At 66.7% G+C, this 26,150-nt stretch carries 20 protein-coding genes and 1 tRNA gene; 5 read left to right on the forward strand and 16 right to left on the reverse strand.

Features of this window, described 5'->3' with window-relative positions; genetic code table 11:
- Positions 1–77: 77 nt before the first annotated feature.
- From AC1DFR_RS08850 to AC1DFR_RS08900, 11 genes are all read right to left on the reverse strand, one after another.
- On the reverse strand, positions 78–1,190 hold the full coding sequence (locus tag AC1DFR_RS08850) for a branched-chain amino acid aminotransferase (protein ID WP_230009430.1): 1,113 nt from the start codon (positions 1,188–1,190) through the stop codon (positions 78–80).
- Between the two features lie 151 nt (positions 1,191–1,341).
- Positions 1,342–2,394, reverse strand: coding sequence for a 3-isopropylmalate dehydrogenase (locus AC1DFR_RS08855; RefSeq protein WP_476848907.1), 1,053 nt, complete (start codon positions 2,392–2,394; stop codon positions 1,342–1,344).
- A 215-nt stretch (positions 2,395–2,609) separates the two neighbouring features.
- On the reverse strand, positions 2,610–4,169 hold the full coding sequence (metG, locus tag AC1DFR_RS08860) for a methionine--tRNA ligase (protein WP_476873141.1): 1,560 nt from the start codon (positions 4,167–4,169) through the stop codon (positions 2,610–2,612).
- A 9-nt stretch (positions 4,170–4,178) separates the two neighbouring features.
- Entirely contained in the window at positions 4,179–4,946 is a 768-nt protein-coding gene (locus AC1DFR_RS08865) for an ABC transporter ATP-binding protein (protein ID WP_476873142.1), read from the reverse strand.
- Positions 4,943–7,729, reverse strand: a complete 2,787-nt coding sequence (locus AC1DFR_RS08870; RefSeq protein ID WP_476873143.1) for an ABC transporter permease — start codon at positions 7,727–7,729, stop codon at positions 4,943–4,945. The genes AC1DFR_RS08865 and AC1DFR_RS08870 overlap by 4 nt, the downstream gene beginning before the upstream one ends.
- A 205-nt stretch (positions 7,730–7,934) precedes the next feature.
- Positions 7,935–9,530, reverse strand: a complete 1,596-nt coding sequence (serA, locus tag AC1DFR_RS08875) for a phosphoglycerate dehydrogenase (protein WP_028277927.1) — start codon at positions 9,528–9,530, stop codon at positions 7,935–7,937.
- Between the two features lie 127 nt (positions 9,531–9,657).
- Complete coding sequence (gene ilvC, locus AC1DFR_RS08880) at positions 9,658–10,683, reverse strand: ketol-acid reductoisomerase (protein ID WP_026266449.1); 1,026 nt, start codon at positions 10,681–10,683, stop codon at positions 9,658–9,660.
- A 78-nt stretch (positions 10,684–10,761) separates the two neighbouring features.
- Positions 10,762–11,274 (reverse strand): acetolactate synthase small subunit, encoded by a 513-nt coding sequence (ilvN, locus tag AC1DFR_RS08885; RefSeq protein ID WP_018773531.1) that lies wholly within the window; start codon positions 11,272–11,274, stop codon positions 10,762–10,764.
- Positions 11,275–11,276: 2 nt separating this feature from the next.
- Positions 11,277–13,175 carry an acetolactate synthase large subunit gene (locus tag AC1DFR_RS08890; protein WP_028277928.1) on the reverse strand — a complete coding sequence of 633 codons (1,899 nt, stop codon included), beginning with the start codon at positions 13,173–13,175 and terminating at the stop codon, positions 11,277–11,279.
- Between the two features lie 475 nt (positions 13,176–13,650).
- Positions 13,651–15,372, reverse strand: a complete 1,722-nt coding sequence (gene ilvD, locus AC1DFR_RS08895) for a dihydroxy-acid dehydratase (RefSeq protein WP_476873144.1) — start codon at positions 15,370–15,372, stop codon at positions 13,651–13,653.
- Between the two features lie 129 nt (positions 15,373–15,501).
- On the reverse strand, positions 15,502–16,440 hold the full coding sequence (locus AC1DFR_RS08900) for a LysR family transcriptional regulator (RefSeq protein ID WP_476848903.1): 939 nt from the start codon (positions 16,438–16,440) through the stop codon (positions 15,502–15,504).
- A 185-nt stretch (positions 16,441–16,625) separates the two neighbouring features.
- On the opposite strand from AC1DFR_RS08900, the gene AC1DFR_RS08905 reads away from it, so the two are divergent.
- The 3 genes from AC1DFR_RS08905 (at position 16,626) to AC1DFR_RS08915 (ending at position 19,060) form a co-directional block, all read left to right on the forward strand.
- The gene (locus AC1DFR_RS08905) at positions 16,626–17,696 is read left to right on the forward strand and encodes a sunset domain-containing protein (protein WP_476873145.1); all 1,071 of its coding nucleotides are present in this window, start codon (positions 16,626–16,628) and stop codon (positions 17,694–17,696) included.
- A gap of 47 nt (positions 17,697–17,743) precedes the next feature.
- The gene (locus AC1DFR_RS08910; protein WP_476873243.1) at positions 17,744–18,871 is read left to right on the forward strand and encodes a PQQ-dependent sugar dehydrogenase; all 1,128 of its coding nucleotides are present in this window, start codon (positions 17,744–17,746) and stop codon (positions 18,869–18,871) included.
- Positions 18,872–18,987: 116 nt separating this feature from the next.
- A tRNA-Lys gene (locus tag AC1DFR_RS08915) sits at positions 18,988–19,060 on the forward strand.
- Positions 19,061–19,705: 645 nt separating this feature from the next.
- Here the strand turns inward: AC1DFR_RS08915 and AC1DFR_RS08920 are convergent.
- The 5 genes from AC1DFR_RS08920 to AC1DFR_RS08940 form a co-directional block, all read right to left on the reverse strand.
- Positions 19,706–20,968, reverse strand: coding sequence for a Fic family protein (locus tag AC1DFR_RS08920; protein ID WP_476873146.1), 1,263 nt, complete (start codon positions 20,966–20,968; stop codon positions 19,706–19,708).
- A 434-nt stretch (positions 20,969–21,402) separates the two neighbouring features.
- A complete protein-coding gene (locus AC1DFR_RS08925) occupies positions 21,403–22,155 on the reverse strand; it encodes a hypothetical protein (protein ID WP_476871111.1) in 753 nt (250 codons plus the stop codon).
- A gap of 91 nt (positions 22,156–22,246) precedes the next feature.
- Positions 22,247–22,492: a hypothetical protein gene (locus AC1DFR_RS08930; protein WP_476873147.1), complete on the reverse strand. Its 246-nt coding sequence runs from the start codon at positions 22,490–22,492 to the stop codon at positions 22,247–22,249.
- Positions 22,485–24,140, reverse strand: a complete 1,656-nt coding sequence (locus AC1DFR_RS08935; protein WP_476873148.1) for a hypothetical protein — start codon at positions 24,138–24,140, stop codon at positions 22,485–22,487. Before AC1DFR_RS08935 ends, AC1DFR_RS08930 begins: the two co-directional genes overlap by 8 nt.
- A 213-nt stretch (positions 24,141–24,353) precedes the next feature.
- Complete coding sequence (locus AC1DFR_RS08940; RefSeq protein WP_476873149.1) at positions 24,354–24,980, reverse strand: thymidylate synthase; 627 nt, start codon at positions 24,978–24,980, stop codon at positions 24,354–24,356.
- Here AC1DFR_RS08940 and AC1DFR_RS08945 point away from each other — a divergent pair.
- Complete coding sequence (locus AC1DFR_RS08945; protein WP_476873150.1) at positions 24,935–25,480, forward strand: hypothetical protein; 546 nt, start codon at positions 24,935–24,937, stop codon at positions 25,478–25,480. The genes AC1DFR_RS08940 and AC1DFR_RS08945 overlap by 46 nt on opposite strands.
- A 188-nt stretch (positions 25,481–25,668) precedes the next feature.
- The gene (locus AC1DFR_RS08950; RefSeq protein WP_230010933.1) at positions 25,669–26,127 is read left to right on the forward strand and encodes a hypothetical protein; all 459 of its coding nucleotides are present in this window, start codon (positions 25,669–25,671) and stop codon (positions 26,125–26,127) included.
- Positions 26,128–26,150 lie beyond the last annotated feature (23 nt).

The raw sequence follows: 26,150 nt of genomic DNA on the forward strand, positions 1-26,150 counted from the left end.
AGCCCGGGACCACAGACGCCGACGGCGGCCCTCACCCGAAGGTGGGGACCGCCGTCGTGCACTAAGACGTTCTGTGGCTAGGCCAGCCGGGTCAGCCAGCCGTGGGTGTCCTCCACGGTGCCGGTCTGGATCCCGAGCAGCTGGGCGCGGATGGCCAGGGTGGTCTCCCCCGCCGTGGCGTCCTCGGAACCGATGAACTCGGTGGCGTCCTTGAGCACGCCGATGGGGGTGATGACTGCGGCGGTGCCGCAGGCGAAGACCTCGGCAATGTCTCCCGAGGCAACACCGTCGCGCCACTCATCCAGGGTGATCTTGCGTTCGGTGACTTCCCGGCCCATGTCCCGGGCCACCTGGATCACGGACATCCGGGTGATCCCCTCCAGGATGGTGCCGGAGAGCGCCGGGGTGACGAGCGAACCGTCCTTCATGACGAAGAAAACGTTCATGCCGCCGAGTTCCTCGACAGCGTTGTCGTTGAACTGGTCCAGGAAGAGGACCTGCTTGCAGCCGTTGGCCTCGGCCTCCTGCTGGGCAATCAGCGAGGCAGCGTAGTTGCCGCCGCACTTGGCGGCGCCTGTTCCGCCGCGGCCGGCGCGGGCGTATTCGCGCGAGATCCAGATGGAGACGGGCTTGAGTTCGCCGCCGAAGTAGTTGCCGGCCGGGGAGGCGATCACGCGGAAGGAGACCTCGCGCGCTGCCCGCACGCCCAGGAACGCCTCGGTGGCGATCATGAAGGGCCGCAGGTACAGGGCTTCGCCGTCGCCGGCGGGGACCCAGTCCTTGTCTGCCGCGACGAGCTCGCGGATGGCGCCGAGGAAGTATTCTTCCGGGAGTTCGGGCAGGGCCAGGCGCCGGGCGGACTTGTTCAGCCGGGCGGCGTTGGCCTCGGGCCGGAACGTCCAGACCGAGCCGTCGGCGTGGCGGTAGGCCTTGAGGCCCTCGAAGATCTCCTGGCCGTAGTGCAGCACGGCGGCGGACGGGTCGAGGGAAATCGGGCCGTAGGGCTCAACGCGCGCGTCGTGCCAGCCGCCGTTGCCGGCGGCGTCGACGCTGTAGTCCACAATCGCGGTGTGGTCGGTGAAATAGTCGCCGAATCCCGGGTTTGCCAGGATGGCGGCACGCTCTTCAGCAGACTTCGGGGTCTCCGACAGGTGCTGGGTGAATTCGACGCCATGGGCAGTCTGAGTCATGGTTCCTCCACGATCGGCTGCCTGGTGTGGGAACGTGGTTCACCCTCGGACCACGGCAGCATATTGGTGATTCGAAACAAGCTTACGCCCGTTGGCAGCACGGTTTTGCGGTGTCTGCAGTCGCCTGCCGTGCAGGAAATGCAGGCGGGGCCTACAGCGCCGCCGCGATGGCGTCGCCGATCGCGCTGGTGGTGCGGACGGCGCCGTCGCGGGCTTCGACGTCGGCCGTGACGGCCGCCTCGATCTTCCGGGCGGCGGCGGCGAAGCCGAGGTGGTCGAGCAGGAGCGCCGCGGAGAGGATGGCGGCGGTGGGGTCGGCCTTCTGCTGGCCGGCAATGTCCGGGGCGGACCCGTGGACCGGTTCGAACATGGACGGCGCGGTGCGGTCCATGTTGAGGTTGCCGGAGGCGGCGAGGCCGATCCCGCCGGTCACGGCCGCCGCGAGGTCGGTGATGATGTCGCCGAACAGGTTGTCGGTGACGATCACGTCGAAGCGGGCCGGATCGGTGACCATGAAAATCGTGGCGGCGTCGACGTGGAGGTAGTCGTGCGTGACGTCGGGGAACTCCTGGGCCACGGCCTCGACCGTGCGCTTCCAGAGCTGGCCGGCGAAGACCAGGACGTTGTGCTTGTGCACGAGGGTGAGCTTCTTGCGGGGGCGGTCGTTGGCCCGGCGGAACGCGTCGCGGACCACGCGCTCCACGCCGTGGGCGGTGTTCAGGGACACCTCGGTGGCCACCTCGTGGGGGGTGCCGGCGCGCAGTGTGCCGCCGTTGCCCACGTAGGGGCCCTCGGTGCCTTCGCGGACCACGATGAAGTCGATCTCGCCGGGGTTCGCGAGCGGGCTGCCGACGCCGGCGTACAGGCGGGAGGGCCGCAGGTTGACGAAGTGGTCCAGGCTGAAGCGCAGCTTCAGCAGGAGCTCGCGCTCGATGATGCCGGAGGGGATCCGGGTGTCGCCGGGGGCCGCGCCGACGGCGCCGAACAAGATGGCGTCGCGGGTGCGGAGGTCGGCGAGGGTGGCCGCGGGGAGGGTCTCCCCCGTCGCGAGCCAGTGCTCCGCACCCAGCTTGTAGTGGGTCTGCTGGAGCACGATCCCTTCTGCGGCCGCGGCCTTTTCAAGGACCTTCAGGGCTTCGGCGGTGACCTCCGGGCCGATGCCGTCGCCCGGGATGACTGCCAGATCAATCGTGGATGCGCTCATATTTTCAGCGTAGCCAAGTGATCCACATTCTGGTCAAGTTGTCTCACTATTCGATCACCCCTACGGACGCTCCCTCACTTTCGGCAGGAAAAGACGAAACGCTCCCGCACTTCCTGCGGCAAAAAGCGAAACGCTCCCGCACTTCCGAAACGGAAGTGCGGGAGCGTCACTCGAAACGCCGCCGGATCTGCGGGAGCGTCCGGGGATGTGCGGGCTCAGGCTTCGGCGGGTTCCTCGTACTTCGGGAACACCGGGGCCGGGGCGGGCAGTTCCGTGCCGGCGGCGATCGGCGTGCCCAGGGCCGAGAACTGGCGGGCCGCGCCCTCGGGCTGGCCGAGCGTGTGCAGGATCGCCGCCGTCGCCACCGGCATGACCGGCTGGGCCAGGATCGCGACGATCCGCAGCACTTCGAGCGTCACGTAAAGCACCGTGTTCATGCGTTCGACGTCGGTCTTGCGCAGCACCCACGGGGCTTGCTCGGCGAAGTAGGCGTTGGTGTCCCCCAGGACAGCCCAGATGGCCTCCAGTGCGCGGCTGAACTCCTGCTTCTCGAAGGCGGCCCGGGCGGCGTCAAGCAGTCCGTTGGCCTGGGCCAGAATCGCGGTGTCCTCGGCGGAAAATGCGCCGGGCGCGGGCACGCGGCCCTCGCAGTTCTTGGCCACCATGGACAGCGACCGCTGGGCCAGGTTGCCGAAGTTGTTGGCGAGGTCGGAGTTCATCCGGCCCACGATTGCCTCGTGGTTGTAGTTGCCGTCGGCGCCGAAGGGGACCTCGCGCAGGAAGAAGTAGCGCACCTGGTCCAGGCCGTACTGGGCCACGAAGTCCGCGGGGGCCACCACGTTGCCCAGCGACTTGGACATCTTGACGCCGTTGTTCTGCAGAAAGCCGTGGATCATGATCCGCTTCGGCAGCTCCAGTCCGGCGCTCATGAGGAACGCCGGCCAGTAGATGGCGTGGAAGCGGGAGATGTCCTTGCCGATCACGTGGACGTCGGCCGGCCAGAACTTCTTGAAGGAGTCCGAGTCGACGTCCGGGTAGCCGACGCCGGTCAGGTAGTTGGTCAGCGCATCGACCCACACGTACATGACGTGCTTGTCGTTGCCGGGCACGGGAACGCCCCAGTCGAACGTGGTGCGGCTGATGGACAGGTCCTCCAGACCGCGCCGGACGAAGCTGATGACCTCGTTGAACCGGGACTGCGGGGCACCGAACTCCGGGTGGGCCTCGTAGAGCGCCAGCAGTTTGTCCTGATAGGCGGAGAGCCGGAAAAAGTAGCTCTCCTCGGCCGTCCAGGTGACCTCGGTGTCGGATTCGCGCGAGTAGCGGATCCCGTCGTCCTTGACCACGGTCTCGTCCTCGACGTAGAACGCCTCGTCGCGGACCGAGTACCAGCCTTCGTACTTGGACAGATAGATGTCCCCGTTGGCTTCCATCTTCTTCCAGATGGCCTGCGACGCTGCGTAGTGGTCGGCGTCCGTGGTGCGGATGAAACGGTCGTACGAGACCCCCAGGGCCGCGTGCGCCGCCTTGTAGATCTCGGCGTTCCGGTCCACCAGCTCCTTGGGCGTGACGCCCTCCTTCTCGGCGGCCTGGGCGATCTTCATGCCGTGCTCGTCGGTTCCGGTGAGGAAGAAGACGTCGTGCCCGTCCAGACGCTTGAAGCGGGCCATCGCATCGGTGGCGATGTACTCGTACGCATGGCCGATGTGCGGTACCCCGTTGGGGTACGTGATGGCCGTGGTGATGTAGAACGGGGTCTTGTCAGTTGAAGTCACGGTCTAAATCTAGATCAGTTCCGTGAGGGTATCGCTCTGGCGGACCAGTTCGTGGTCATGTGAAGCCACCAGCACGGCAATGCCGTCCGAGGTGGTGTCCTTGAGGATGCTGATGATGCGGTTGGCCGCGGCCCGGTCCAGGCTGGCCGTGGGCTCGTCGACCACCAGGACGCGGGTGCCGAGGATGAGCGCCCGGGCGATCGCGACGCGCTGGCGTTCACCGCCGGAAAGCTGCGCCGGACGGTGACGCATGCGCCGGCCCAGGCCCACGAGGTCCAGGAGGTCCTTGGCCATGTCACGGCGCTTCTCGACCTCGCCGTCCGGCACGGCCGGCAACAGAACGTTCTCGAGCGCGCTCATCCCGTCGATCAGCGCACCGCCTTGGTCGACGTAGCCGATCAGGGCCCGGCGGCGGTCGGCGATCTCGTCGTCGCCCATGGTCTCGAGCGAGTCGCCTTCCCAGAACACCCGGCCCGACGTCGGCAGGGTCAGTCCCGCGCCGACGGTCAGGATGCTGGTCTTGCCCGAGCCGGAGCGGCCCGCGACGCAGTGCATTTCGCCGGCGTGCAGGGTCATGTTGAAGTCGTCCACGACGTTGACGGCCTCGGCACCGCCCTTGCCGCCGCCGTAGTGGATGGTGATGTTGCTCAGTTCCAGCGGGGTGGCGTGGTCCGTGGCCTTCACGATCGTGTTGGCGCGGGTCTTGTGCGCACCGCGACGGGTGCTGGCGGTCATCCGCTCGTGTGCCTCCCGGTCAAGGTTCAGCTCGTTAGTCATTGGACCACTTTCGTTGCAATCGGAATCCAGCAAAGTACAGCTACGAGACCGGCAATTGCGGCCCACAGCGCGGCGTAGGGGGCCAGGAGGAGGCCGATGCCGAGGGCGCCCACAACACCCAGCGGCAGCGCGACGGTTCCCACCATGGCGTTTTCAAAGAAGCGGACCTGGCCCAGCATGTCCGGGTTCCAGCCCATGGCCCGCAGCGTGCCCAGGTACTGGCGCTTGGCCTGCAGCTCGAAGCGGCCGGTGACCATGGTCAGCAGCAGCCCGACGGCAACACCGGACACGCCCAGGATGATGCTGGGCAGGGCGATGCTGGCCGCGGCCAGCCCGCTGAGGGCGCTGGCGCCGGCGGCCCGCGGAATGTCGATCAGCAGGGCGACGAGTCCGCCGACGGCCGCGGCGAAGACACCGACGGCAACGGCCAGGGATATGGTGTTGAACTTGTTGGTGCTCAGCTGCCGGTTCGCGAAGGTCAGCGGGGAATCGACCGCGATGAGCCGTTCATCGTGTTGCGGCTCCTGGTCCACGACGTCGCGGTGGCGCAGCTGCTGCGCCGCGATGAACGCGGCACCGGCGTACAGCACCAGTACCGACGCCGAGACCACCGCGGTGGCGGTGCTCCAGCTGATCAGGCTCAGGACGATTCCGACGACGGCCAGCAGCGCGGCGCCGACGCCGAATTCGGCCAGCACCCAGGAACGGATCTTGCGCTGGGTCCAGCCCATGGCGCGCAGGGTACCGGCCTCGCTGCGCCGTTTGCGGATGTAGCTGACGGTGGAGGCACCGGTCAGGAGGGCAGCACCGCAGAGGGTCAGGAACAGCAGGGTCAGGTTCGTGGCGGTCAGCGAGCCGGACACGGCGTCCGCGGCGTCCTGGCGGACCCACGACTGCTGCACGGTGCCCAGCGGCGATTCCTTGCCGGCGTCGTCCTTGGAGTAGCCGGGAACGGCGATGCTGGCGTCTTCGCGGGCCGAACCGGCCACCACAGTGGCCTGCAGGCCCATGTCGCGGATCTCGTTGGCGAGCTTCTCCACCTCGGGCTGCGCCTGCTTCCAGCTGCCCGGGACCTTGGCGCGGACCCGGACGGCGTCGATCACGTTGGCGTTCGCATCGTAGCCGCGGGCGGCGGCGAGGCCGTAGTAGTCGGTGATGGCTCCGGCGGACTGGCTGACCAGGCCCGTGGCGCTCAGCGACGGCTTGAGTTCGGTGTTGACGTCCTTGCCGGACGCGTCTTTGGTCAGGGTGAACGGCGCGGGGTCATAGCCGCCCAGGGGCAGCCGGTTGACGTCGCCGGCAGCTTCCTTGACGTTCGCGGCGTCGAAGGTGCCGTAGACCATGGCCAGCGGCGTGGCCAGCTTCTTGCCGGTTTCGAGGTTCTGGCGGTACGAGCGCTCGTCTACAGGCTCGCGCTGGGTCTGGTCGACGGCTTCGCCGTTGGCGGCCTTGTCCGGCAGCCGGTTCACGGTGACCCAGTCACCGGGCGTGGCGCTCTTGTCAACGGCGCCGTTGGCGGCGGTTTCGCCGTCCTGGTATGTCGGGGCGGCGGCAAAGTTGGTGGTCCAGGTGGCCGGGTTGTAGAGGCCCTGGCTGAAGGATCCGGTGTCGCCCATGAGCTGGGAGAGGTCCTTGGACCCGGGCCAGGCGAGGGCGAACGGGGACTTGGAAACGAACGGCAGGTAGTCCTTGTCCAGCGAGCGGGTCACGGTGCCGACGTCCTTGGTGACGTTGCCGGAGTCGTCGATTTCCTCGATTTTGACCGAGTACTTCAGGTCCAGGGCGGTGCCCGAGCGCACGATCAGCGGGATGGCCTGGGAATCGTCGGTGAGCTGGCCGTCGCGCTTGGCCTGCTGGTACTGGGTCATCAGCGGTGCCCAGTACTTGAGCTTGACGCCGAGGAAGTCCGGGCCTTCCTTGAGTTCGTCCATGCTGATGCCGTTGGTGAAGAGGCTCTCGAAGTGCCGGCCGATCGCGCCGGCGTTGCGGGCGTCCGCGGGCGGGGCCTTCTCCAGCGGGGACAGGAAGTCACCGGCCGTGCCGAGCAGCGCGCGTTCGGAGACGGGGTCGACGGCGACGACGGACTCGGTCACCTGCGGGGCCATCGGCAGTGAAACGGAGAGGTTGAAGAGGTTGTGCTCGGAGCCGCCGGCCGGGGTGGGGAACTTGATGCCGGTCTCGCCCTCCGGGCCCTGGATGCGGACATTCTTGCCGCCGTCGACCTGTTCCTCGACCAGCTTCGCCTTGCCGAGGGAGCCCTCGGCCGTGGTCTTGAACAGGGTCTGGTCGGAGTGGCCGTCGGAGCTGACGGCGCTGGCCGTGAGGCGGTATTTCTTTGGCGTGTCGCTCAGTACCGATTCCGCGGCCGGCCACTTGCTCGGATCCGTGGCGGTCGGGTCGCCGGAGGTGCCCGCGAGGCCCGCGTTGAAGCCCAGGTAGTCGGTGGCGTCCAGCCGCGGCGACTCCAGGTTCTGCGTCACACGCGAGACCAGGCTGATGGGGGCGGCCACAGAGGTGCCGGAGAGCTTGCGGATCGAATCCAGCTGCTCGAAGCTGATGCCGCCCTGGCCGGTGGCGATGTCCGGCTGCATCAGGCCGCCGTTATCCTTCGCCTTGGCCTGCACCAGGACGTCATAGAGCCCCCGGGAGTTTTGGTCCACGGTCCTGCTCAGCGCCGCCTGGGACTGACCCTGGACGAGCACGGACAGGCACATGGCCACGATCAAAATGGACGCGGTCAGCAAAAGCACTCTGCTTCTGATGAACCTCTGGACGGCGTTCATTGGGCTCCTGAAAGCTGGATTGCGTGCGCACGCCGCAGTTCATTTCCTGAGGAAGTGAAGGCGTCCCGTGCCGGGCGTGCAAAAGTAAAGGCCGGTCTGCCGGCCAAGACCCGAAATTCGGTCCTAGCCATTGTACGCAGACCGGCCGGCCTCTCGTGGCCGCCGGCGGCGGTCATGCCGCCGCCGGGGCCACGCGGGGAGGATTTCAGTCCTCGAGGTCAACCTCGCGGACCATGTCAGCGCCGATCCCGGCCTTGATCGCGTCAAGGACCTGCTGGGGAACGGAGCTGTCGATGGTCAGCAGGGCCAGCACCTGGCCGCCTTCCGTCTGGCGTGCCACCTGCATGCCGGCGATGTTGATGTTGTTCATGCCCAGGATGTGGCCGATCGTGCCGATCACGCCGGGGCGGTCCGAGTAGGCAACCACCACGAGGTGTTCGCTGATCGGGATTTCCACCTCGTAGCCGTTGACGCCGACCAGTTTCTGGATCTGCTTCGGGCCCGTCAGGGTTCCGGCGACGGAGATCTGGCTGCCGTCGCTGAGGGCGCCGCGCAGGGTCAGGACGTTGCGGTACGACTCGGTGTCCGGCGTCGTGATGAGGCGGACGTTGATGCCGCGCTGCTCGGCGATGACGGGTGCGTTGACGTAGGAGACCTGCTCGGTCACGACGTCGGCGAAGATGCCCTTGAGCGCCGCGAGTTCCAGGACCTTGACATCGAGCGAGGAGATCTCGCCGGCCACCTCGACGTCGAACTGGGTGAGGGAGGCATGGGTCAGCGCGGTGAAGATGCGGCCCAGCTTTTCCATCAGCGGGATGCCGGGGCGGACGTCCGGTGCGATGACACCGCCGGCGACGTTGACGGCGTCGGGGACCAGTTCGCCGGCCAGGGCCAGGCGGACGGACTTGGCGACGGAGACGCCGGCCTTCTCCTGGGCCTCGTCGGTGGAGGCGCCCAGGTGCGGGGTCACCACGACGTTGTCGAGTTTGAAGAACGGCAGGTCGGTGCTGGGTTCCTTGGAGAAGACGTCGACGCCGGCGCCGGCGATGTCACCGGCCTGCAGCGCGGTGTAGAGGGCTTCCTCGTCCACCAGGCCGCCGCGGGCGACGTTGACGACGTACGCCGTGCTCTTCATCTTCTTGAACGCCTCGGCGCCGAGCATGCCGACGGTTTCCGGGGTCTTGGGCATGTGGATGGTGATGAAGTCCGACTGGGCCAGGAGCTCGTCGAGCGTCACCAGCTGCACGCCGAGCTGGGCGGCCCGGGCGGAGGTGATGTAGGGGTCGTACGCGAGGATCTTGGTGTCGAAGCCCTTCAGGCGGGCCGCGACCAGGGCGCCGATCCGGCCCAGGCCGATGATGCCGATCTTCTTCTCGAAGAGCTCGATGCCGGTGTACTTGGAGCGCTTCCACTCCCCGTCCTTGAGGGCGGAGCTGGCCTGAGGGATGTGGCGGGCGAGGCTCAGGATGTGCCCGACGGTCAGTTCGGCGGCGGAGACGATGTTGGAGGTCGGCGCGTTGACCACCATGACCCCGGCCTGGGTGGCCGCCTTGATGTCCACGTTGTCCAGGCCGACGCCGGCGCGGGCGATGACCTTGAGGTTCTTGGCGGCGGCGATGGCCTCGGCGTCCAGCTGGGTGGCGGAGCGGACCAGGATCGCGTCGACGTCGGCGATCGCGGAGAGCAGCTGGGAACGGTCGGAGCCGTCAGTCTGGCGGATTTCAAAGTCCGGGCCGAGGGCCTCGACTGTGGCGGGCGAAAGTTCCTCAGCGAGGAGTACGACAGGTTTGGTGCTTGTCACCGGTGACCTCTTTAGCTCTCTTGTGTATCTGGTGGGGATTTTGGTGAATCGGGTGGTGCGGGTGGTGCTGGACAGCAGGGAAGCCGGACCCCAGGATGTGGTGTCCGGCTCCCCTGCCGGGCAATGCCTAGCGGGCCACTGTTCCTTCGGTGTAGTCGTCTTCGTTCTTGATCCAGGAGAACAGCTTGCGCAGTTCGCGGCCGGTGGCCTCGATCGGGTGGTCCTCACCCTTCTTGCGCAGCGCCTTGAACTCCGGCGCGCCGGCGTCCTGGTCGTCGATGAAGCGCTTGGCGAAGGTGCCGTCCTGGATGTCCGCGAGGACAGCCTTCATGTTTTCCTTCACCTGCGGGGTGATGACGCGGGGGCCGGAGACGTAGTCGCCGTATTCCGCGGTGTCCGAGACGCTCCAGCGCTGCTTGGCGATGCCGCCCTCGACCATGAGATCGACGATCAGCTTGAGCTCGTGCAGCACCTCGAAGTAGGCGACCTCGGGCTTGTAGCCAGCCTCGGTGAGGGTTTCGAAGCCGTACTGGATCAGCTGCGAGGCGCCGCCGCAGAGGACAGCCTGCTCGCCGAAGAGGTCGGTTTCGGTCTCTTCGGTGAAGGTGGTCTCGATGACGCCCGCACGGGTGCCGCCGATCGCCTTGGCGTAGGACAGGGCCAGTTCCTTGGCCTTGCCGGACGGGTTCTGTTCGACGGCGATCAGGTCCGGCACGCCGCGGCCGGCTTCGAACTCGCGGCGCACGATGTGGCCCGGGCCCTTGGGGGCGACGAGGGCGACGTCGACGTCGGCCGGGGGCTGGATGTAGCCGTAGCGGATGTTGAAGCCGTGGCCGAAGAACAGGGCGTCGCCCGGCTGCAGGTTCGGGGCGATGTCCTCGGCGTACACGTGGCGCTGGACCTGGTCCGGGGTCAGGACCATGATGAGGTCGGCCTCGGCGACGGCGTCGGCAACGTTCAGGACCCGCAGGCCCTCGGCCTCGGCCTTGGCGCGGGACTTCGAGCCTTCCTTCAGGCCGACGCGGACGTCAACGCCGGAATCGCGGAGGCTGAGGGCGTGGGCGTGGCCCTGGGAGCCGTAACCGATGACGGCGACGGTGCGGCCCTGGATGATCGACAGGTCGGCGTCGTCGTCGTAAAACATTTCAGTCACTGGGGTGTCTCCTTTTGAGTGGATTCTTCGTAGATATTGTCTGTGGTGCTGCGGTACAACGGGGCGGCTCCGGCGGTGTTACGCGCTGCGGAGGGCCCTGTCACTCATGGAGCGGGATCCCCGCCCAACGGCCAGGGTGCCGGACTGCACGATTTCGCGGATGCCGAAAGGCTCCAGCACTGACAAGAGTGCCGTGAGCTTCTCGGGGTGGCCCGTTGCCTCAATGACCACCGACTCTGTGGAGACGTCGACCACTGAAGCGCGGAACAGGTCTGCAGCCTGGGTGACCTGCAGGCGTGTTGCGGCATCCGCACGTACCTTGACCAGGATGTGGTCACGCTGTACGGAAGATTCGGAGGTGAGCTCGACGATCTTGATCACGTTGACCAGCTTGTTCAGCTGCTTCGTGACCTGTTCGATCAGCTCGCCATCGGCGTCGACCACCACGGTCATCCGGGACATGCCCGGGACCTCGGTGGGGCCGACGGCCAGGGAATTGATGTTGAAGGCCCGGCGGGCGAAGAGGCTGGCGACGCGGGTCAGCACACCGGGCTTGTCTTCGACCAGAACGGACAATGTGTGGCGGGTCATGTTCAGTCCTCCTCTTCCCATTCCGGGGTCATGTTGCGGGCAACCTGGATCTGGTCGTTGCTGACCCCCGCGGGGACCATCGGCCACACCATCGAGTTGGGGCTCACGACGAAGTCGATGACCACCGGGCGGTCATTGATCTCCAGTGCCTTCTGGATGGTCGCGTCGATGTCCTCGTCGCGTTCGCACCGGAAGGCAGCGCAGCCGTAGGCGTCCGCCAGCTTGACGAAGTCCGGGATGCGGACTGTGTCATGTCCGGTGTTGAGGTCGGTGTTGGAGTAGCGGCCCTCGTAGAAGAGGGTCTGCCACTGCCGGACCATGCCCAGGGAGGAGTTGTTGATGATGGCGACCTTGATGGGGATCTTGTTGATCGCGCAGGTGGCCAGTTCCTGGTTGGTCATCTGGAAGCAGCCGTCGCCGTCGATCGCCCAGACCACGCGGTCCGGTTCGCCCACCTTGGCGCCCATGGCCGCCGGCACGGCGTAGCCCATGGTGCCGGCGCCGCCGGAGTTGAGCCAGGCGTGCGGGCGTTCGTACTTGATGAACTGTGAGGCCCACATCTGGTGCTGTCCGACGCCGGCGACATAGACGCCCTCGGGACCGGTCAGGGCGCCGATGCGTTCGATGACGCGCTGCGGGGCGCTGAGGCCGTCCTCGGGTTCGGTCCAGCCGAGCGGGTAGGTTTCCTTGAGGTTGTTAAGGAAGGCCCACCAGGTGGTCAGGTCCGGGGTGCCGAAGGCTTCGAACTGCAGGCGCAGGGCCTCGGTCAGCTCCGGGATGATCTCCTTGACCGAGCCGACAATCGGGACGTCGGCCGTGCGGTTCTTGGAGATTTCCGCCGGATCGATGTCGGCGTGGATGACCTTGGCGTTCGGGGCGAAGGACTTCAGGATGCCGGTCACGCGGTCATCGAACCGCGCGCCCAGGGTGATCAGCAGGTCCGACTGCTGCAGGGCTGTCACGGCGGAAACCGTGCCGTGCATGCCCGGCATGCCCACGTGCTGCGGGTGCGAGTCCGGGAACACGCCCCGGGCCATCAGGGTGGTGACCACGGGGGCGCCGGTCAGCTCGGCCAGTTCACGCAGCTCGGCCGAGGCGTGGGCCTTGACCACTCCGCCGCCGACGTAGAGCACGGGCTTGCTGGCACCGGAAATGAGCCGGGCGGCCTCGCGGACCTGCTTGCTGTGGCCGCGCACCACCGGCCGGTATCCCGGAAGATCGATTTTGGGCGGCCAGGAGAACGTCATCTGGCCCTGCTGGGCGTCCTTGGCGACGTCCACGAGGACCGGGCCCGGGCGTCCGGTGGACGCCAGGTGGAACGCCTCGGCCATCACGTGCGGGATGTCGTTGGGGTCCGTGACCAGGAAGGAATGCTTCGTGATCGGCATGGTGATCCCGACGATGTCCGCTTCCTGGAACGCATCGGTGCCGATCACCCCGCTGGAGACCTGGCCGGTAATGGCCACTATCGGCACGGAGTCCATGTGGGCGTCCATGATGGCGGTAACGAGGTTGGTGGCACCCGGGCCCGAGGTGGCGATGCAGACGCCAACCCGTCCGGTAACCATGGCGTAGCCTTGCGCGGCGTGGCCGGCTCCCTGTTCGTGACGGACCAGAACGTGGTTCATTTTGGAGGCCATCAAGGGGTCGTAGGTGGGCAGGATCGCGCCACCGGGCAAACCGAAAATGTCCTGGACGCCGAGTTCTTCGAGCGAGCGGACAATTGCTTGCGAACCGGTCATGACCGTCGGGGGTACGACGTTGTTCGGTCCGAGGACAGGAGAGACGGCAGCAGAGTCGACGCCGGCGTCAGCCGGACGTTCGACGCGTTCCGGAGCCTTGTGGGCTCCAGTGGACTTGGTGGCCATCAGCGAGGGGCTGATCGGCGATCCTTTGCTCATCGGACTCTTCCTTTGTGGATCTTCGGTGATCGTGGAACTACTGGATTGTTCTGGTGCTGCGGGAAATAAAAAAACCCCTCAGCCGGCGGGCTCTTCGAGGGGTTGCGCGTGTCGGTTCGTTACCAGTGAAGGCTAATGAGCCACGCGCTTGGTAAGTACGACGGAAACACCTGCAGCGCTCTCGACTGCAGTGCACTCAAATTCAGTGACTCCGGCTGTAACGATCTCGATCATGCGTTCAGTTTTCCCTCTGAGTGAGACGGGTGTCAACGAGCCCGGCCTGTGTCTCACTATTTGGACAACGGTGTCCACTAGCTGGTCCTCCTGGTCTCCCCTTGCCCCCGACACCGAACGGCGAGCCGCCCACTTCGGCGGCAGGCGGGAATCTCCTACCCCGAACACCCGGCGCGGACGCCGTGCGTTCGGGGCCCCTCGGAGCTTCCCTTATTAAGCCTGGTCACCCAGGCCCGGAGGATCAGCCGCAATACGCGCCCGTGGAGGCGCTGTGGACGAGCTTGGCGTACTTGGCGAGCACACCCTTCGTGAACTTGGCCGGGAGCGGCTCCCAGCCGACCTTGCGGGCCTCGAGCTCGGCGCCGTCGACCAGGAGGTCGAAGGTGCGGGCCGCGATGTCCACGCGGATCCGGTCACCGTCCTTGACGAACGCGATGGGGCCGCCGTCGACGGCTTCCGGCGCGACGTGGCCGATGCACAGGCCGGTGGTTCCGCCGGAGAACCGTCCGTCGGTCAGCAGCAGGACGTCCTTGCCCAGGCCCGCGCCCTTGATGGCGCCGGTGATGGCGAGCATCTCGCGCATGCCGGGGCCGCCCTTGGGGCCTTCGTAGCGGATCACAACGACGTCACCCTTGTGGATCTCACCCTTGTCCAGGGCATCGAGCGCGCCCTGTTCGCGTTCGAACACGCGAGCCGTGCCCTCGAAGACGTCGGCGTCGAAGCCGGCGCTCTTGACGACAGCTCCTTCCGGGGCCATCGAGCCGTGCAGGATGGTGATGCCGCCGGTCTTGTGGATCGGGTTGTCCAGTGCGCGCAGGATCTTGCCGTCCAGGTCCGGCGGGTTGATCGCGGCGAGGTTCTCGGCCACGGTCTTGCCGGTGACGGTGAGGCAGTCACCGTGCAGCAGGCCGGCGTCGAGCAGTGCCTTCATGATCACCGGCACGCCGCCGATCTTGTCGACGTCGGTCATGACGTAGCGGCCGAACGGCTTGAGGTCGCCCAGGTGCGGGATCTTGTCGCCAATCCGGTTGAAGTCCTCCAGCGTCAGCTCCACCTCGGCTTCGCGGGCGATCGCGAGCAGGTGCAGCACGGCGTTGGTGGAACCGCCAAAGGCCATCGTGACGGCGATGGCGTTCTCGAACGCCTTGCGCGTCATGATGTCGCGGGCGGTGATGCCCAGGCGCAGGAGGTTGACCACGGCTTCGCCGGACTTGTGCGCAAAGGCGTCGCGGCGGCGGTCCGCGGAGGGCGGTGCGGCGGAGCCGGGCAGGGACATGCCCAGGGCCTCGCCGATGCAGGCCATGGTGTTGGCGGTGTACATGCCGCCGCAGGCGCCCTCGCCCGGGCAGATGGCCCTTTCGATGCGGTCCAGGTCCTCGCGGCTCATCTTGCCGGCGGCGCACGCGCCGACGGCCTCGAACGCGTCGATGAGGGTGACTTCCTTTTCGGAGCCGTCCTCGAGCTTGACCCAGCCGGGCATGATGGAGCCGGCGTAGAGGAACACGGCGGCCAGGTCCAGGCGGGCCGCCGCCATCAGCATGCCGGGCAGCGACTTGTCGCAGCCTGCCAGGAGCACAGAGCCGTCGATCCGCTCGGCCTGCATGACCGTCTCGACGGAGTCGGCGATGACTTCGCGGGACACCAGGGAGAAGTGCATGCCCTCGTGGCCCATGGAGATGCCGTCCGAGACGGAGATGGTGCCGAACTGCATGGGGAACCCGCCGCCGGCGTGGACGCCTTCCTTGGCGCCCTGGGCGAGCCGGTTCAACGAAAGGTTGCAGGGGGTGATCTCGTTCCACGAGCTCGCCACGCCGATCTGCGGCTTGGCGAAGTCGTCGTCGCCCATGCCGACCGCCCGGAACATGCCGCGCGCGGGGGCGGCGTGGATTCCATCGGTAACGACCCGGCTGCGGGGCTTGATGTCCGGCTTGGTGTCTGCTGCTGTGTGGGTGTCCTGACTCATGGCTCAAAGTCTAGGGCTCTGCTACAGGCGCCAACGACCCAAGAACGGAGCGTTAAGCGGAAAACCGGGAATATTTCGATCAAATAGTGGACTCTCGTCTCACATCATGAAACCGGGACCCGATTTGACCTAGGCCCGGTGAGCCGCGTCACGCAGTTCCGGGGCCTCGGCGACACCTTGGGCCTCGGCCTTGAGCATCGCCAGGACCTGCTGGATGGTGGTCCGGGCCGCGACGTCCGGACGGGCCAGCGCCACGATGCTCCGGCTGGCCTTCACGCCCTCGAGCGGGCGCAGGACGAACCCCCGGCCCTGGTTGCTGACCGCCGTGTACCGCGGCAGCAGGCTCAGCCCGTGCCCGGCGCTGACCAGGGCTTCCAGGACCCGCAGATCCGGGAACTGCTGGGCCCGGACCGCCTGCGAGTCGGCCCGCACCTCGATCTGGCGCAGCACGGTGTCGAAGGGAAAACCCTCGGGAACCCCCATCCACGGAAAGCCGACGACGTCCTCGGCGCACAGTGTGGCTTTGCCGGCCAAAGCGTGCCCGGCCGGCAAAGCCACGTCCAGGGGTTCGTCCAGCAGCGGCACCACTGTCAGGCCCTGGCCGCCGAAGACTTCCGGACCGTCGACACTGTGCGCCAGGACGATGTCGTAGTCCGCGGTCAGCCCGGCGAACCCTGCAACGCCCGGGTCCTCGAAATGCGCCTCGAACCGCAGCCCCTCGACGGCCTTGACCCGGTGCAGCATGCCCGGCAGGAACATCTCCGCGGCGCTGGGAAAGAAGGCTGCCACCACCCGCGTCTGCCAGCCGCGCCGGTACGTGTCGATGGTTGCTTCCGCCCGCGCCATGGCCGTCGACACGTCGGCGGCGGCGCCTGCCATGGCCAGCCCTGCCTCGGTAAGGCGCACTCCCCTGCCGGACTTCTCCACCAGGACGACGCCCAGTTCCTCCTGGAGGGTCTTCAGTTGCTGCGACACTGCAGATGGCGTGACCTTCATGGCCTCGGCCGTGGCGCCTACGGTCCCGCGGCCGGCGAGTTCACGCAGTATCTGCAGTCGCTTGAAATCCATGAGGCGAGGCTACACGCCGGGCCGGGTTTGGTTCCGGTTCCGGGTTGCTCACCGGGCCGGGGATCCGCTCCAGGAATGCCCGGCATTTGGCCGCCGGGAGGGTGGACAGCCGGCTTTGCCCGGACGTAACGTCAAGCATCGGCAACCATGCCTCATGGGCTGAATACGGACTGAAAGGCTCTGCTATGGACTGGATCGTCTGGCTCGTTGTCATCATCGTGGTGGTCGCTGTGGTCTGGCGGCTGCTGAACCGCAACAAGAGCCGCCCGGGCGCAGATTCCTCATCCGCCGCAGGCACCAGCACCGGCACTGCTGCCGGCATTTCTTCTGGCAGCCCCGCCGGTTCGACGCCGGTGTCTGGCGCGGAGAGCGGTTCGGCGGCCAGTTCGACGGCGGCGGCCAGTCCGGTTGGCCCGGCAGCGGCCGGGGCCGCGGGTCCGACGGCGGGTGCCGCCGGTGCCGGGATGGCCGCGCCCAAGGCAGCGCCTGCGCCTGAGCCGGACGCAGCGGCCCGGGAGGCCACGGCTGCCCCCGAGGCGACCGAGCCCGCAGCGGCCACCGCGGCCCCGACCATCGAGCCGGGCGCCGAGGCCGCCCCGGAAGCAACGGGAGCCCCGGGCAATGCCGAGTGGGAGACCCAGTGGTCCGAGACCGCCCCGCCGGCGGAGACACACACCGCCGCCCACGCTGAGCCGGCCCGCGGTGCGCACGCCGTGACGGCCGCCGAGCTTGGCGCTGCTGCGGAGACTGGACCGGCAGGCCTGCCCGTCCACCACCCCGAATACACTGAGCCCCACGCGCCGACTCTGCCCGGGGCGGAATCGGCAGCCGCGGAACCGGCCGACGACGAGGACACCGTTACCGGCACGGCCACTTCAACCAGCACTGGCGCTGGTACCGGCATCGGCACGGCGATGCCCGGAGTGCCCGACGCCGGGACACAGCCCGCAGGTCCCGCTGACACGGAAACGACGCAGATGGCGGCCTCGCCGGCAGGGGCCGAGGCCTCCGCCAGCCAAACGGCCGAGCCCACCGGCCACTTGGCCACCGAGCAGCCCTACGGCGAGGGCTCAGCGGCTCCGGCGGCTGACGGAAGCGGCCCTGAGGGTTTCACAGTCAAGGGCAATGCCTCGTCAATGATCTACCACGACGAGACCAGCCCGGCGTATGAAGAAACCCGGGCTGAGGTGTGGTTTGCCTCCCCGGCCCACGCCGAAGCAGCCGGGTTTCGGCCGCCGCGCCGGACACGGCAGTAGCCGGCGGTCCGGGCGGCCGACCCATCCCCCCCTCAACGCGTCCCTTGATACTCCCGCGTTTTACCGGCAGGCTCTTCGCTGGCAGGGCAGCGGCCCGGGCCGTGGCGCTTGCCGTTGTCCTGTTTTTCTTGAGCGCCTGCACCGGCGGCTCAACCTCGCCCGTGGTTCAGCCGGGAGACCGCACTGCCACCGGCGCAGCGGGTACGGCCGGGGCAGCGGGTGAGCCCACGGTTGCGGGCCGGGTTAATGGGCTGCAGCTGCCGTGGTCCACGGTCCATCTACCCGGCGGCACCGCGGTCATCTCCGAGCGCGACACAGCACTGCTCAGGACCATCAAAGACGGACAGCTCGGTACGGTCGGCAAAGTGCCCGGCGTCGTGCCCGGCGGCGAAGGCGGCCTCCTGGGCCTTGCCCTTTCCCCCAACTTCGCGTCGGACCGTTACCTCTACGCCTACTTCACCGCGGCGGCGGACAACAGAATCGCCCGCATGCGGCTGGAGGAACGTGGCGGCAGGCTGGAGCTCGGCGCCTTGGAACCGGTTTTCACCGGCATTTCCAAGGCCGGCACGCACAACGGCGGCCGGATCCGCTTTGGGCCCGACGGTTTCCTGTATGTGGGGACGGGCGATTCGCAGCGCCGGGAGCAGCCGCAGGACCGCGCGGCGCTGGGCGGGAAGATCCTCCGCCTCACTCCGGATGGCAGGCCGGCACCAGGAAACCCGTTTGGTGATAACCCGGTCTACAGCTTTGGCCACAGGAACGTCCAGGGACTGGCCTGGGACAGCGCGGGCCGGCTCTGGGCCAGCGAATTCGGCCCGGACGTCAACGACGAGCTCAACCTGATCGTGCCGGGCGGCAACTACGGCTGGCCCGAGGTGACGGGCGCCCCGCACCGCCCCGGCTTCCTGGACGCCAAGGTGGTGTGGCCGTCGACGGCGGAGTCTTCCCCCAGCGGACTCGAAATTGTCGGCGGCACCGCCTACCTGGGCGCCCTGCGCGGCCAAAGGCTCTGGGTCGTTCCCCTCAACGGCGAATTCGCCGGAGATCCTGTGAGCTATTTCACAGGAAAGTACGGCCGGGTGCGCAACGTTTCACTCGCTCCTGACGGGCGCCTGTGGCTCCTCAGCAACGGGCAAAACCCTGATTTCGCGCTGATTTTGAACCTCCCCGGCTGACCCGGACCATCCCGCGCCCCTCGATTTCACACGACAGCCAATCTCGTGTAGAGTTTCATGTCGTTGCGGAGAACAACGCGGGAAATAAAAAGCCCCGGTGAACGAAAACAACAGATGCACCTCTAGCTCAACTGGCAGAGCAATTGACTCTTAATCAATGGGTTCCGGGTTCGAGTCCCGGGGGGTGCACAAGCGGGAAACCCCGTCTCGCAGGCTTAGCGGCCTGCGAGGCGGGGTTTCTTTTTGTCGTGATCCCTCCGAGGGGATGTTTATTCTGGCCTGACCTCCGACATGGGAAGCCCAAGGAGCTCCATCTCGGGCTCGATTCCGCCCTGGATGCAGTCGGTACACGGTGGGCTTCGGACCTCATGGGCCGCTACTTGACCAGTAGGAACACTGTAGTTAAATGATCCCAATGGATCTGGATCAGACTTGGATGATTAACATAGACAGCTGTGTCTACGCGTCGGTCGCATTGACAGTTCCCTTGGATTAGTCGGCGCGGACACCTTCCGGTGCGAGTCAGGTTGCATGGAGAGCGCGACGTACACCAGTTGCGAATGACTGGCCGTCGTGCCTGGTAAAAAATCGTCGCCCGATGCATCTTCGTGACGTTGATGCTCTAGCCCACCCTCGATGGTCAGGGCTCAGGACCCAGAAGTACGGGAGCTGGGTGGCGAGGCGACATGCATACCGTTTGATCCTCTTCAGGTCCTCGCCGAATGTCGGTCAAATCCCGGACATCCCTGAAGGTGGCTCTGGACGGGGCAGCGCGTGCCAGGACCAATGTGCCCGGAGCTTTGAATCCCTTTCACCGCCCCGGCAAGAAACTTTTCAGTGCCGGGTCCGGCGGCCTGTGCGGGCCGCGAAGTTGTCCAGGGCGGCGATGATGTCGCCGGCCACCCAGACCCGGGTGCCGCGGATCTTGCCGGCCGGCGTCAGGACACCGGCGCCCTCAATCCGCTCGATCGCACGATAGACGGTGGCCAGCGGAACCTGGGTATGTTCGCTGATCATCTCGGCGGTGACGGCCGGCTCCCCGGGGAGCATCGCTACGATCCGGCGGACCGAAGCCGGGGCCTGGGTGAAGCGTTTGAGGTAGTCGTCCTCCACGCCGCGGATCTCGGCCGCCAGCAGCCTGCCGTTGCCCACTGCATCGACACCGGATTCTGCGAAGCGCTCCACGATGGGCTGGATGCTGCCCTCGCGGTAGGCGCTGAGCGCGTCGAAGTACAGGCCGGTGTTGGTCAGCAGGCCGGAGGAGACGGGGATGGTGACTTTCTCGGTGACGCCCTTGGCCCGCAGCAGGGCGGACACGATGGCGCGTCCGGTGCGGCCGTTGCCGTCGGCGAACGGGTGGATGGTTTCGAACTGGGCGTGCGCGATGGCCGCCTGGGTCAGCGCCGGGATGTCGTCGCGGCGCATGAAGGCGACCAGGTCCTCCATCGCCGGGAGGACCCGGTCCGGGTGCGGCGGGACGAACTCGGCGGTGTGCGGTGAGTTTCCTCGGATCCAGTTCTGCGCCTGGCGGTATTCACCGGCGATCTTCTGGTCGGAGGCGTTCAGCAGCGCGTGGTGCATGACGGCGATGTTCTCCACCGACAGGTCCTCGGACAGGTCGATGGCAGCCTGCATCGCCTTGACGTTGGAGGCGATCAGGGAGGCGTCCGTACTCGAGGTGTCCCCCAGCTGCGCCAGGGCGATGCGCCGGGCGCCGGCGGTCAGGTTCTCGATCTGGGAGCTGGACGCTGATTCGCTGCGCAGCAGCAGGGCTGCGAACGGGGCTGTGTCCTGGCCCAGCTCAGCGTCGAAGCGGACCATCTCCATGGTGGCGGCTTCCACCAGCGCCTGGGTGCGGGAATCCACCTGCGGGTCCAGGTTTTCGATCTCGGGCACGACGGCAGCCTCGTAGGGTCCGCGGGCCAGCAGCCGCTGCCGCCGGGACGCGCCATGGTCAGGGTCGGCGTCCCAGGGATATTCCTCGTACGTGATCCCCGGCCACGTCGCGGCGGCCGCGGCGGCGCCGAGCGTCAGTGACGGCTCGCGGTGGGCGAACTCTGCATACCGGCCGGTAGTCTCGCGTGGCTGTTCGGTCATGTCTCCCCCTGAGAAAGCGTTGCCCTGATTTTCTCATAATGTATGGAGAATGAGAATATCGCGGGGCCGGTTTCTCATTCGGCTGCCGAAGTGCCAGAGCGCCGCAGGCATTCTTACACTTGTCCGACGTCCTGAATATCCCTGGCCTCAGTTACAGCGGGACGGACTTCCAGTCCGAATTCGACGGCCTCGGCTCCCCGTCACCGGCCTGGCAACCGAACTGATGTATCGGACCGGGACTCGGGTCCAGCAAGATCCTGGCTAGACGGCCCTGGGGCTTTGACTCCCCCGGCATGCCGCGGCACGCAAGCGCTCAATGGGGAAGGTGCATCTGCTGGCAGTACAAAGGGAGGGGCGTAACGCACCCTCCCCTTGTTCCTGGTTGCTGGAAGCCCGGGCCTAGAGCTCGCCGTGGCGGACCCGGGAACGGATTGTCAGCGCATCGGCGACATGTTCTGTTGCTCCAGGTGGATTTCCTCCAGCACCGGGTGGAGTGCTGCAGCCCGTTCCTCGTGTTTGCCTCCGTAGGTGTAGTGCGGCATTCTCCGGACACGCTTGCTGGCGCCGTCACCGAGTACCTCGTCCACGACGTCGGCGATCCGCTTATCCGCCTCCGCGCCCGTCAGCCAGTTGAATGCTTTGCCGCCCATGGCAACCAGCGTGGGAGCCTGTCCGCCGGCGCCGTCCATGCAGATCTTCAGCTCGTCCCTCAGGATCGCGGCGCAACGTTCCACGTGGTCGATGCCCTGCGTGAGATCCAATTTGATCTGTTTGTTCAGCTTTTCCCCATCCTTGGTGGCGATCAACTTGAAGACGTCCGTCATGTAGAGGGCCGGGATCTGATCCCCTCCGGGCGTCCGGTCCTTTGCCATGGCAATGCTGTAATTCAATTTGGTGTCGCCGCCATGGCCCTCAGTGTGAAAGTTTCGCCAGTCCTCCAGGTCCGGGGTGATTGACGAACCGCCCAGGTTGATCGCGAAGAGGATGACACGTGTCGTGAACGGCTGGAGCTGGTCGAAGCCGTCCTTGCTGTGGGCCGTAATGGGCTCCAAGTCGGCGGTGGTCGTTCCCCACCGTGACCAGGACGCCATCTGGCCGAGCCGCCATGCACCATCAATGTCGGGATGACTGATGTCCATGTCGCGCAGTGCTGTGTACGTTTCGAAGCTTGCGTGGGGAAATGCCATTGTTCTGACTCCTCGTATTGATGCCCGGTCTAGTGTGTAGGGGATGGTGCCGCTCGGCTCCGGGAGGCCTGCGCGGACTGGTTCGAGAGTGCTAGAGCTCGCCGTGGCGGGCTACGTGCCCGGCAAAGTCGCCGGCACAGTCCGGTAGGTGAATCTGGCACAGGCGGGCCAGCGTCAGCACGTAGTGACGGACGCAGAACACGTCGGCGGACGCGCCGCCGGCCTCCTCAAACGTCACGAAGTGCGTCGGTGTGTCCGTGCAGACGGATTCGTCCCACAGGCACCGGCCGTTGCCGAACCCGCCAGCGACCAGGATGCCGTCGGTTGTGTCATTCATCGTCCGGTTCATCGTCGCTCCTTTCGATAATCTGCTCGAGGGTTTTCAGGCCGGCCTGGATTTCTTCGGCGGTCAGCGGCTGGCTCTCGTCGAGCCACCGCGCCCACTGTTCCTTGAAGTCCCGCTTGCGGCTGCTCCGGCTGACCCAGCGGAAATACTGGTGCGCGGCGATCTCGGCGGTAGCCCCGTCGTGGTCTGTGCTGACCGTGAGGATGGTGCGCTGCGCGGGAAACGCCATGCACGTCGGTGTGTCGCCGAGCCGAACGACGAACCAGGAGTTCTCGTTGGCCCGGGCGCCGGCGGGGAGCATGTACGGCTCCAGATCGGCGTAGTCGAGGCAGTTCGCCGCTGTGTAGGCCTCGAGCTTCTGGCCATCCATGACGGTCTGCAGCGACGGATTCCGGGTGTAGGCCCGGGACTCCGGGTGCCACCAGTTCTGGGTGCCGGCCCAGGGCCGGAACGCGTTGGCTTGGTATCCGGCCTGCAGTCCCTCGGCCCGGTCGAATACGTGCTTCTGGATCAGCGTCGGGCTGTCCGCGGCGAGGGTGAACGACACGTCGTCCAGCACACCAACGGTGATCGGCGCGCTGTGGTTGCCGAGCGACCTCCGCAGCCAGGCTGCCACCTCCCGCGCGGTGCTGAAGTACGTCGTGTCCGTGTCGTGGTCCTCATAGTTCACGATGCTGTGCGCCAGGCGGTACATCCGGGCGTCTAACCCGTCGCCCTGCCACGGCTCGGCCTCGGATGAGGGCCCGTTGTGCTGCGAGCCGGGGACTGAGTCCCGGAGGATCCAGTTGGCCCAGTCGACAGCGTGGGCGCCGAGGCCTTTGTCCTCGCCGGTTACCGGGTCGATGAAGCGTTGCAGTACCCCGTCGACGGCGCATGTCACCTCCAGCGGGCCCAGCTCATCGAGCGGCGGCACGACGATCTCGTACAGGTGCTTCGAGCTGCGGACATGGCCGATGACTGGCCGCCTGCTATCGATGTCGTCGTGATCGGTGATCACCATGTTGAGTGGGATCAGTTCTGCGCCCTTCGGCACCGCCACCTTCCCGTACTCGTCACCGGACTTCCAGACAGCCAGGTCCATCCGCCGGTGGAGGGCGGCATTCCTGACGCTGAAGGGCGCGAGGCCGGACTTCGCGAGGAACCATCCGGGAACGGCCAGGGCCGCATCAAGACCTTCGGTGAAGAACGTTTCCCGGATGAGGTCGGCGGAGTCGTCCCGCCCGCCATCGAGCCTGAGGAGGGCGACGTTGCCGTCGGTGGTGATGAGGGTGAGCTCCCGGGATCCCGTCGGGTAGGTTTCGTCCACCAGCAGCGGCGACTGCAAATAGCCGGCAAGCGCCGCCACGGTAGGGCACGGGTTCCCTCCGATGAAGACATGGAGGTGGCTGCGTGAGGTCACGAACTCCGCGAACTTCTCCGGGGTCCAGCCCTCCTTGTCGAACACGTCATAGCCGGTCGAAAAGCCGATCACGGTGGGCCCGCCCGGCCGCTGCTCCCCCGTGAGGAGCGGTCCGGACCCCAGGCCGTTCACCGTCACGGGCAACTGCAGCAGGGCTTCGTCAAGGGCGTCCAGGGACTCGAGTGCGGACAGCACCTGGCCCCTGGACTCATCAGGGACCCAGACGTCGAACCGGGTCATCAGTTCTGTGCGACCAGGTCGGCGGCGAAGCGCGGGTCTGCGGTGACGGCCATGAAGGCCTCTGAGTTAATCATGGATCCCCAATGTTTGATGCCGCCCCCAATAGACGTCGATCGTCATCGTACCGGCTATTCGTCCCGTGGACACCGTGGGCGCCAGGAATGTTTTCGCAGGTCAAAGCAGGAATGAGGTCATTCGATTCGAGGTGCGGAGCTAGACGGCCACTTCGCCCTGGATCTTGGGGTGCGGGTCGCAGCCGATGATCTCGAAGTCCTCGAGCCGGTAGTCGAAGATGGAATCAGGCCCCCGGCTAATCTTCAGCGCCGGGTACGGCCGGGCTTCGCGGGAAAGCTGATCCTTCACCTGATCGACGTGGTTGACAAAGATGTGCGCGTCGCCGAAGGTGTGGATGAACTCTCCGACCTCGAGCCCGGCCTGTTGGGTGCGCCCGGGGACCCCGTGAGCTTTGACGGTCAGGAGCTCTGCCGGCATGTAATTTTCGGCGACCGGCAGCGGTACCGGTGGGCGTCGTTTGCGTTTGGCGATCATCATTGGCAGGAGCGCGACGAAGGACCACCAGGTCAGGTTGATGGCGACGCCGGTCATCAGGTTTCCGAGGGTGAAGGCCTCCTTGGGGTAGAGTCCCGGCGCGGACTGGATCATTGCGTACATGAAGATCGGGAATCCGGAGGCGACGGCGTCGACGATCAGGAACACGACCAGCCAGGCGACGACCCATTTGGGGGCTTTGCGGCGCAGCTTGCCATTTAGGGCACTGACCGTAGACTCGGCCCATGTCTGGTCCTGGGGGAACGAAAACAGTCCGCTGCGCTGCGGCATGCGTTGTTGGCCTGCTGCTCGCCGGTAGTTTGGCCTCCTGCGCCTACGAGGACGAGGGCGATCCCCGGCCGACGGCGGCCGGGCAAAGCCACCGGCCGGCGCCCGCCGCCCCGACCAAAGATCCGGGGGTGCTGGGCGTGGAAGCGAGCAACTACGCCGAGCTGCACAAGCGCCTGGCCGAGGCACCAGGGTCCGTCCTCCTCTCCGACGCCGGTCCGGCGGACGGGCCAGGGGTTGGCTTCACCAAAGCCGCAACGGTGACGACCGCCGGTCCGCACACAGTCACCGCGGCCTGCGTGGGCATCCCCCATGCCCAGATCTTCCTCTCCCAGAACTCGCTGGCCGGAACAGAGCACACGGTGTTCGAGGTCGATTGCTCGCGAACCCAATCGCAGGTCGTCCAACTGCAGAAGGGCTACGTCAGTGCCCAGTTGACCCGCCCGGACCCGACCGGCGCCTGGACCGGGGCGGTCGCCGGAATCAAAGTCACGGGCCAGTGAGGCTAACGAGCCTGTATGGACTCACCTCGGCGCATCGGACCCAGCCCAACATGTGGTGGAGGGACTCGCGTGGTGGAGGGACTACTGATGCCGACCGTAAATGCTGCTCTCGATCCCTATCGCGTCGCGAGGCGTGGCTGTTCCAGGACATCGACTGCGGCCGGGACGGGTGCGCGTAGTCTGTCGCCATGACCTCTGGAAGCGGTGATGGCGGTAGAACGTACGAGTGGCAGTCGTGGCCGTCCGACTCACTGGAGGGAATGCCGCCGAAGCGCCGCCGGCTGGTCGTCTGGGGGTTGCTGTGGCTCTTCCTCTTGAGCGGTGTCCTGCAGGGCGTCCTGAGCGCAGTGGGCATACCCGAGCCGTGGCGGTCCGTGGTGTTCGCTGCCGCCTTGGCCGCGGTCTTCGTCCCCCTGATCCGGGGAGCAGCCGCTGAAACCCGCGCCCTGCGAGCCGAAGGTGTCGACATGCCCGCCGTCGTGATGACCCGCAAGGCGCTTGTCGTCCTGTCCGTCATCACCGGCGGGCTCTGGATCGTTTTTGCGGTCCTCGCATTCCTGGGTGAGTCCGCCTCCCCGCTGGTGCCGATCGCCTGGACCATTGTGCTGGCCTTCCAGGGCCGCAGCTGGAGATCCTTGCCGCGTTGAGTGCCAGGTCTGCTGTGCGGCCG

Source organism: Arthrobacter sp. 05T410, from assembly GCF_056396505.1.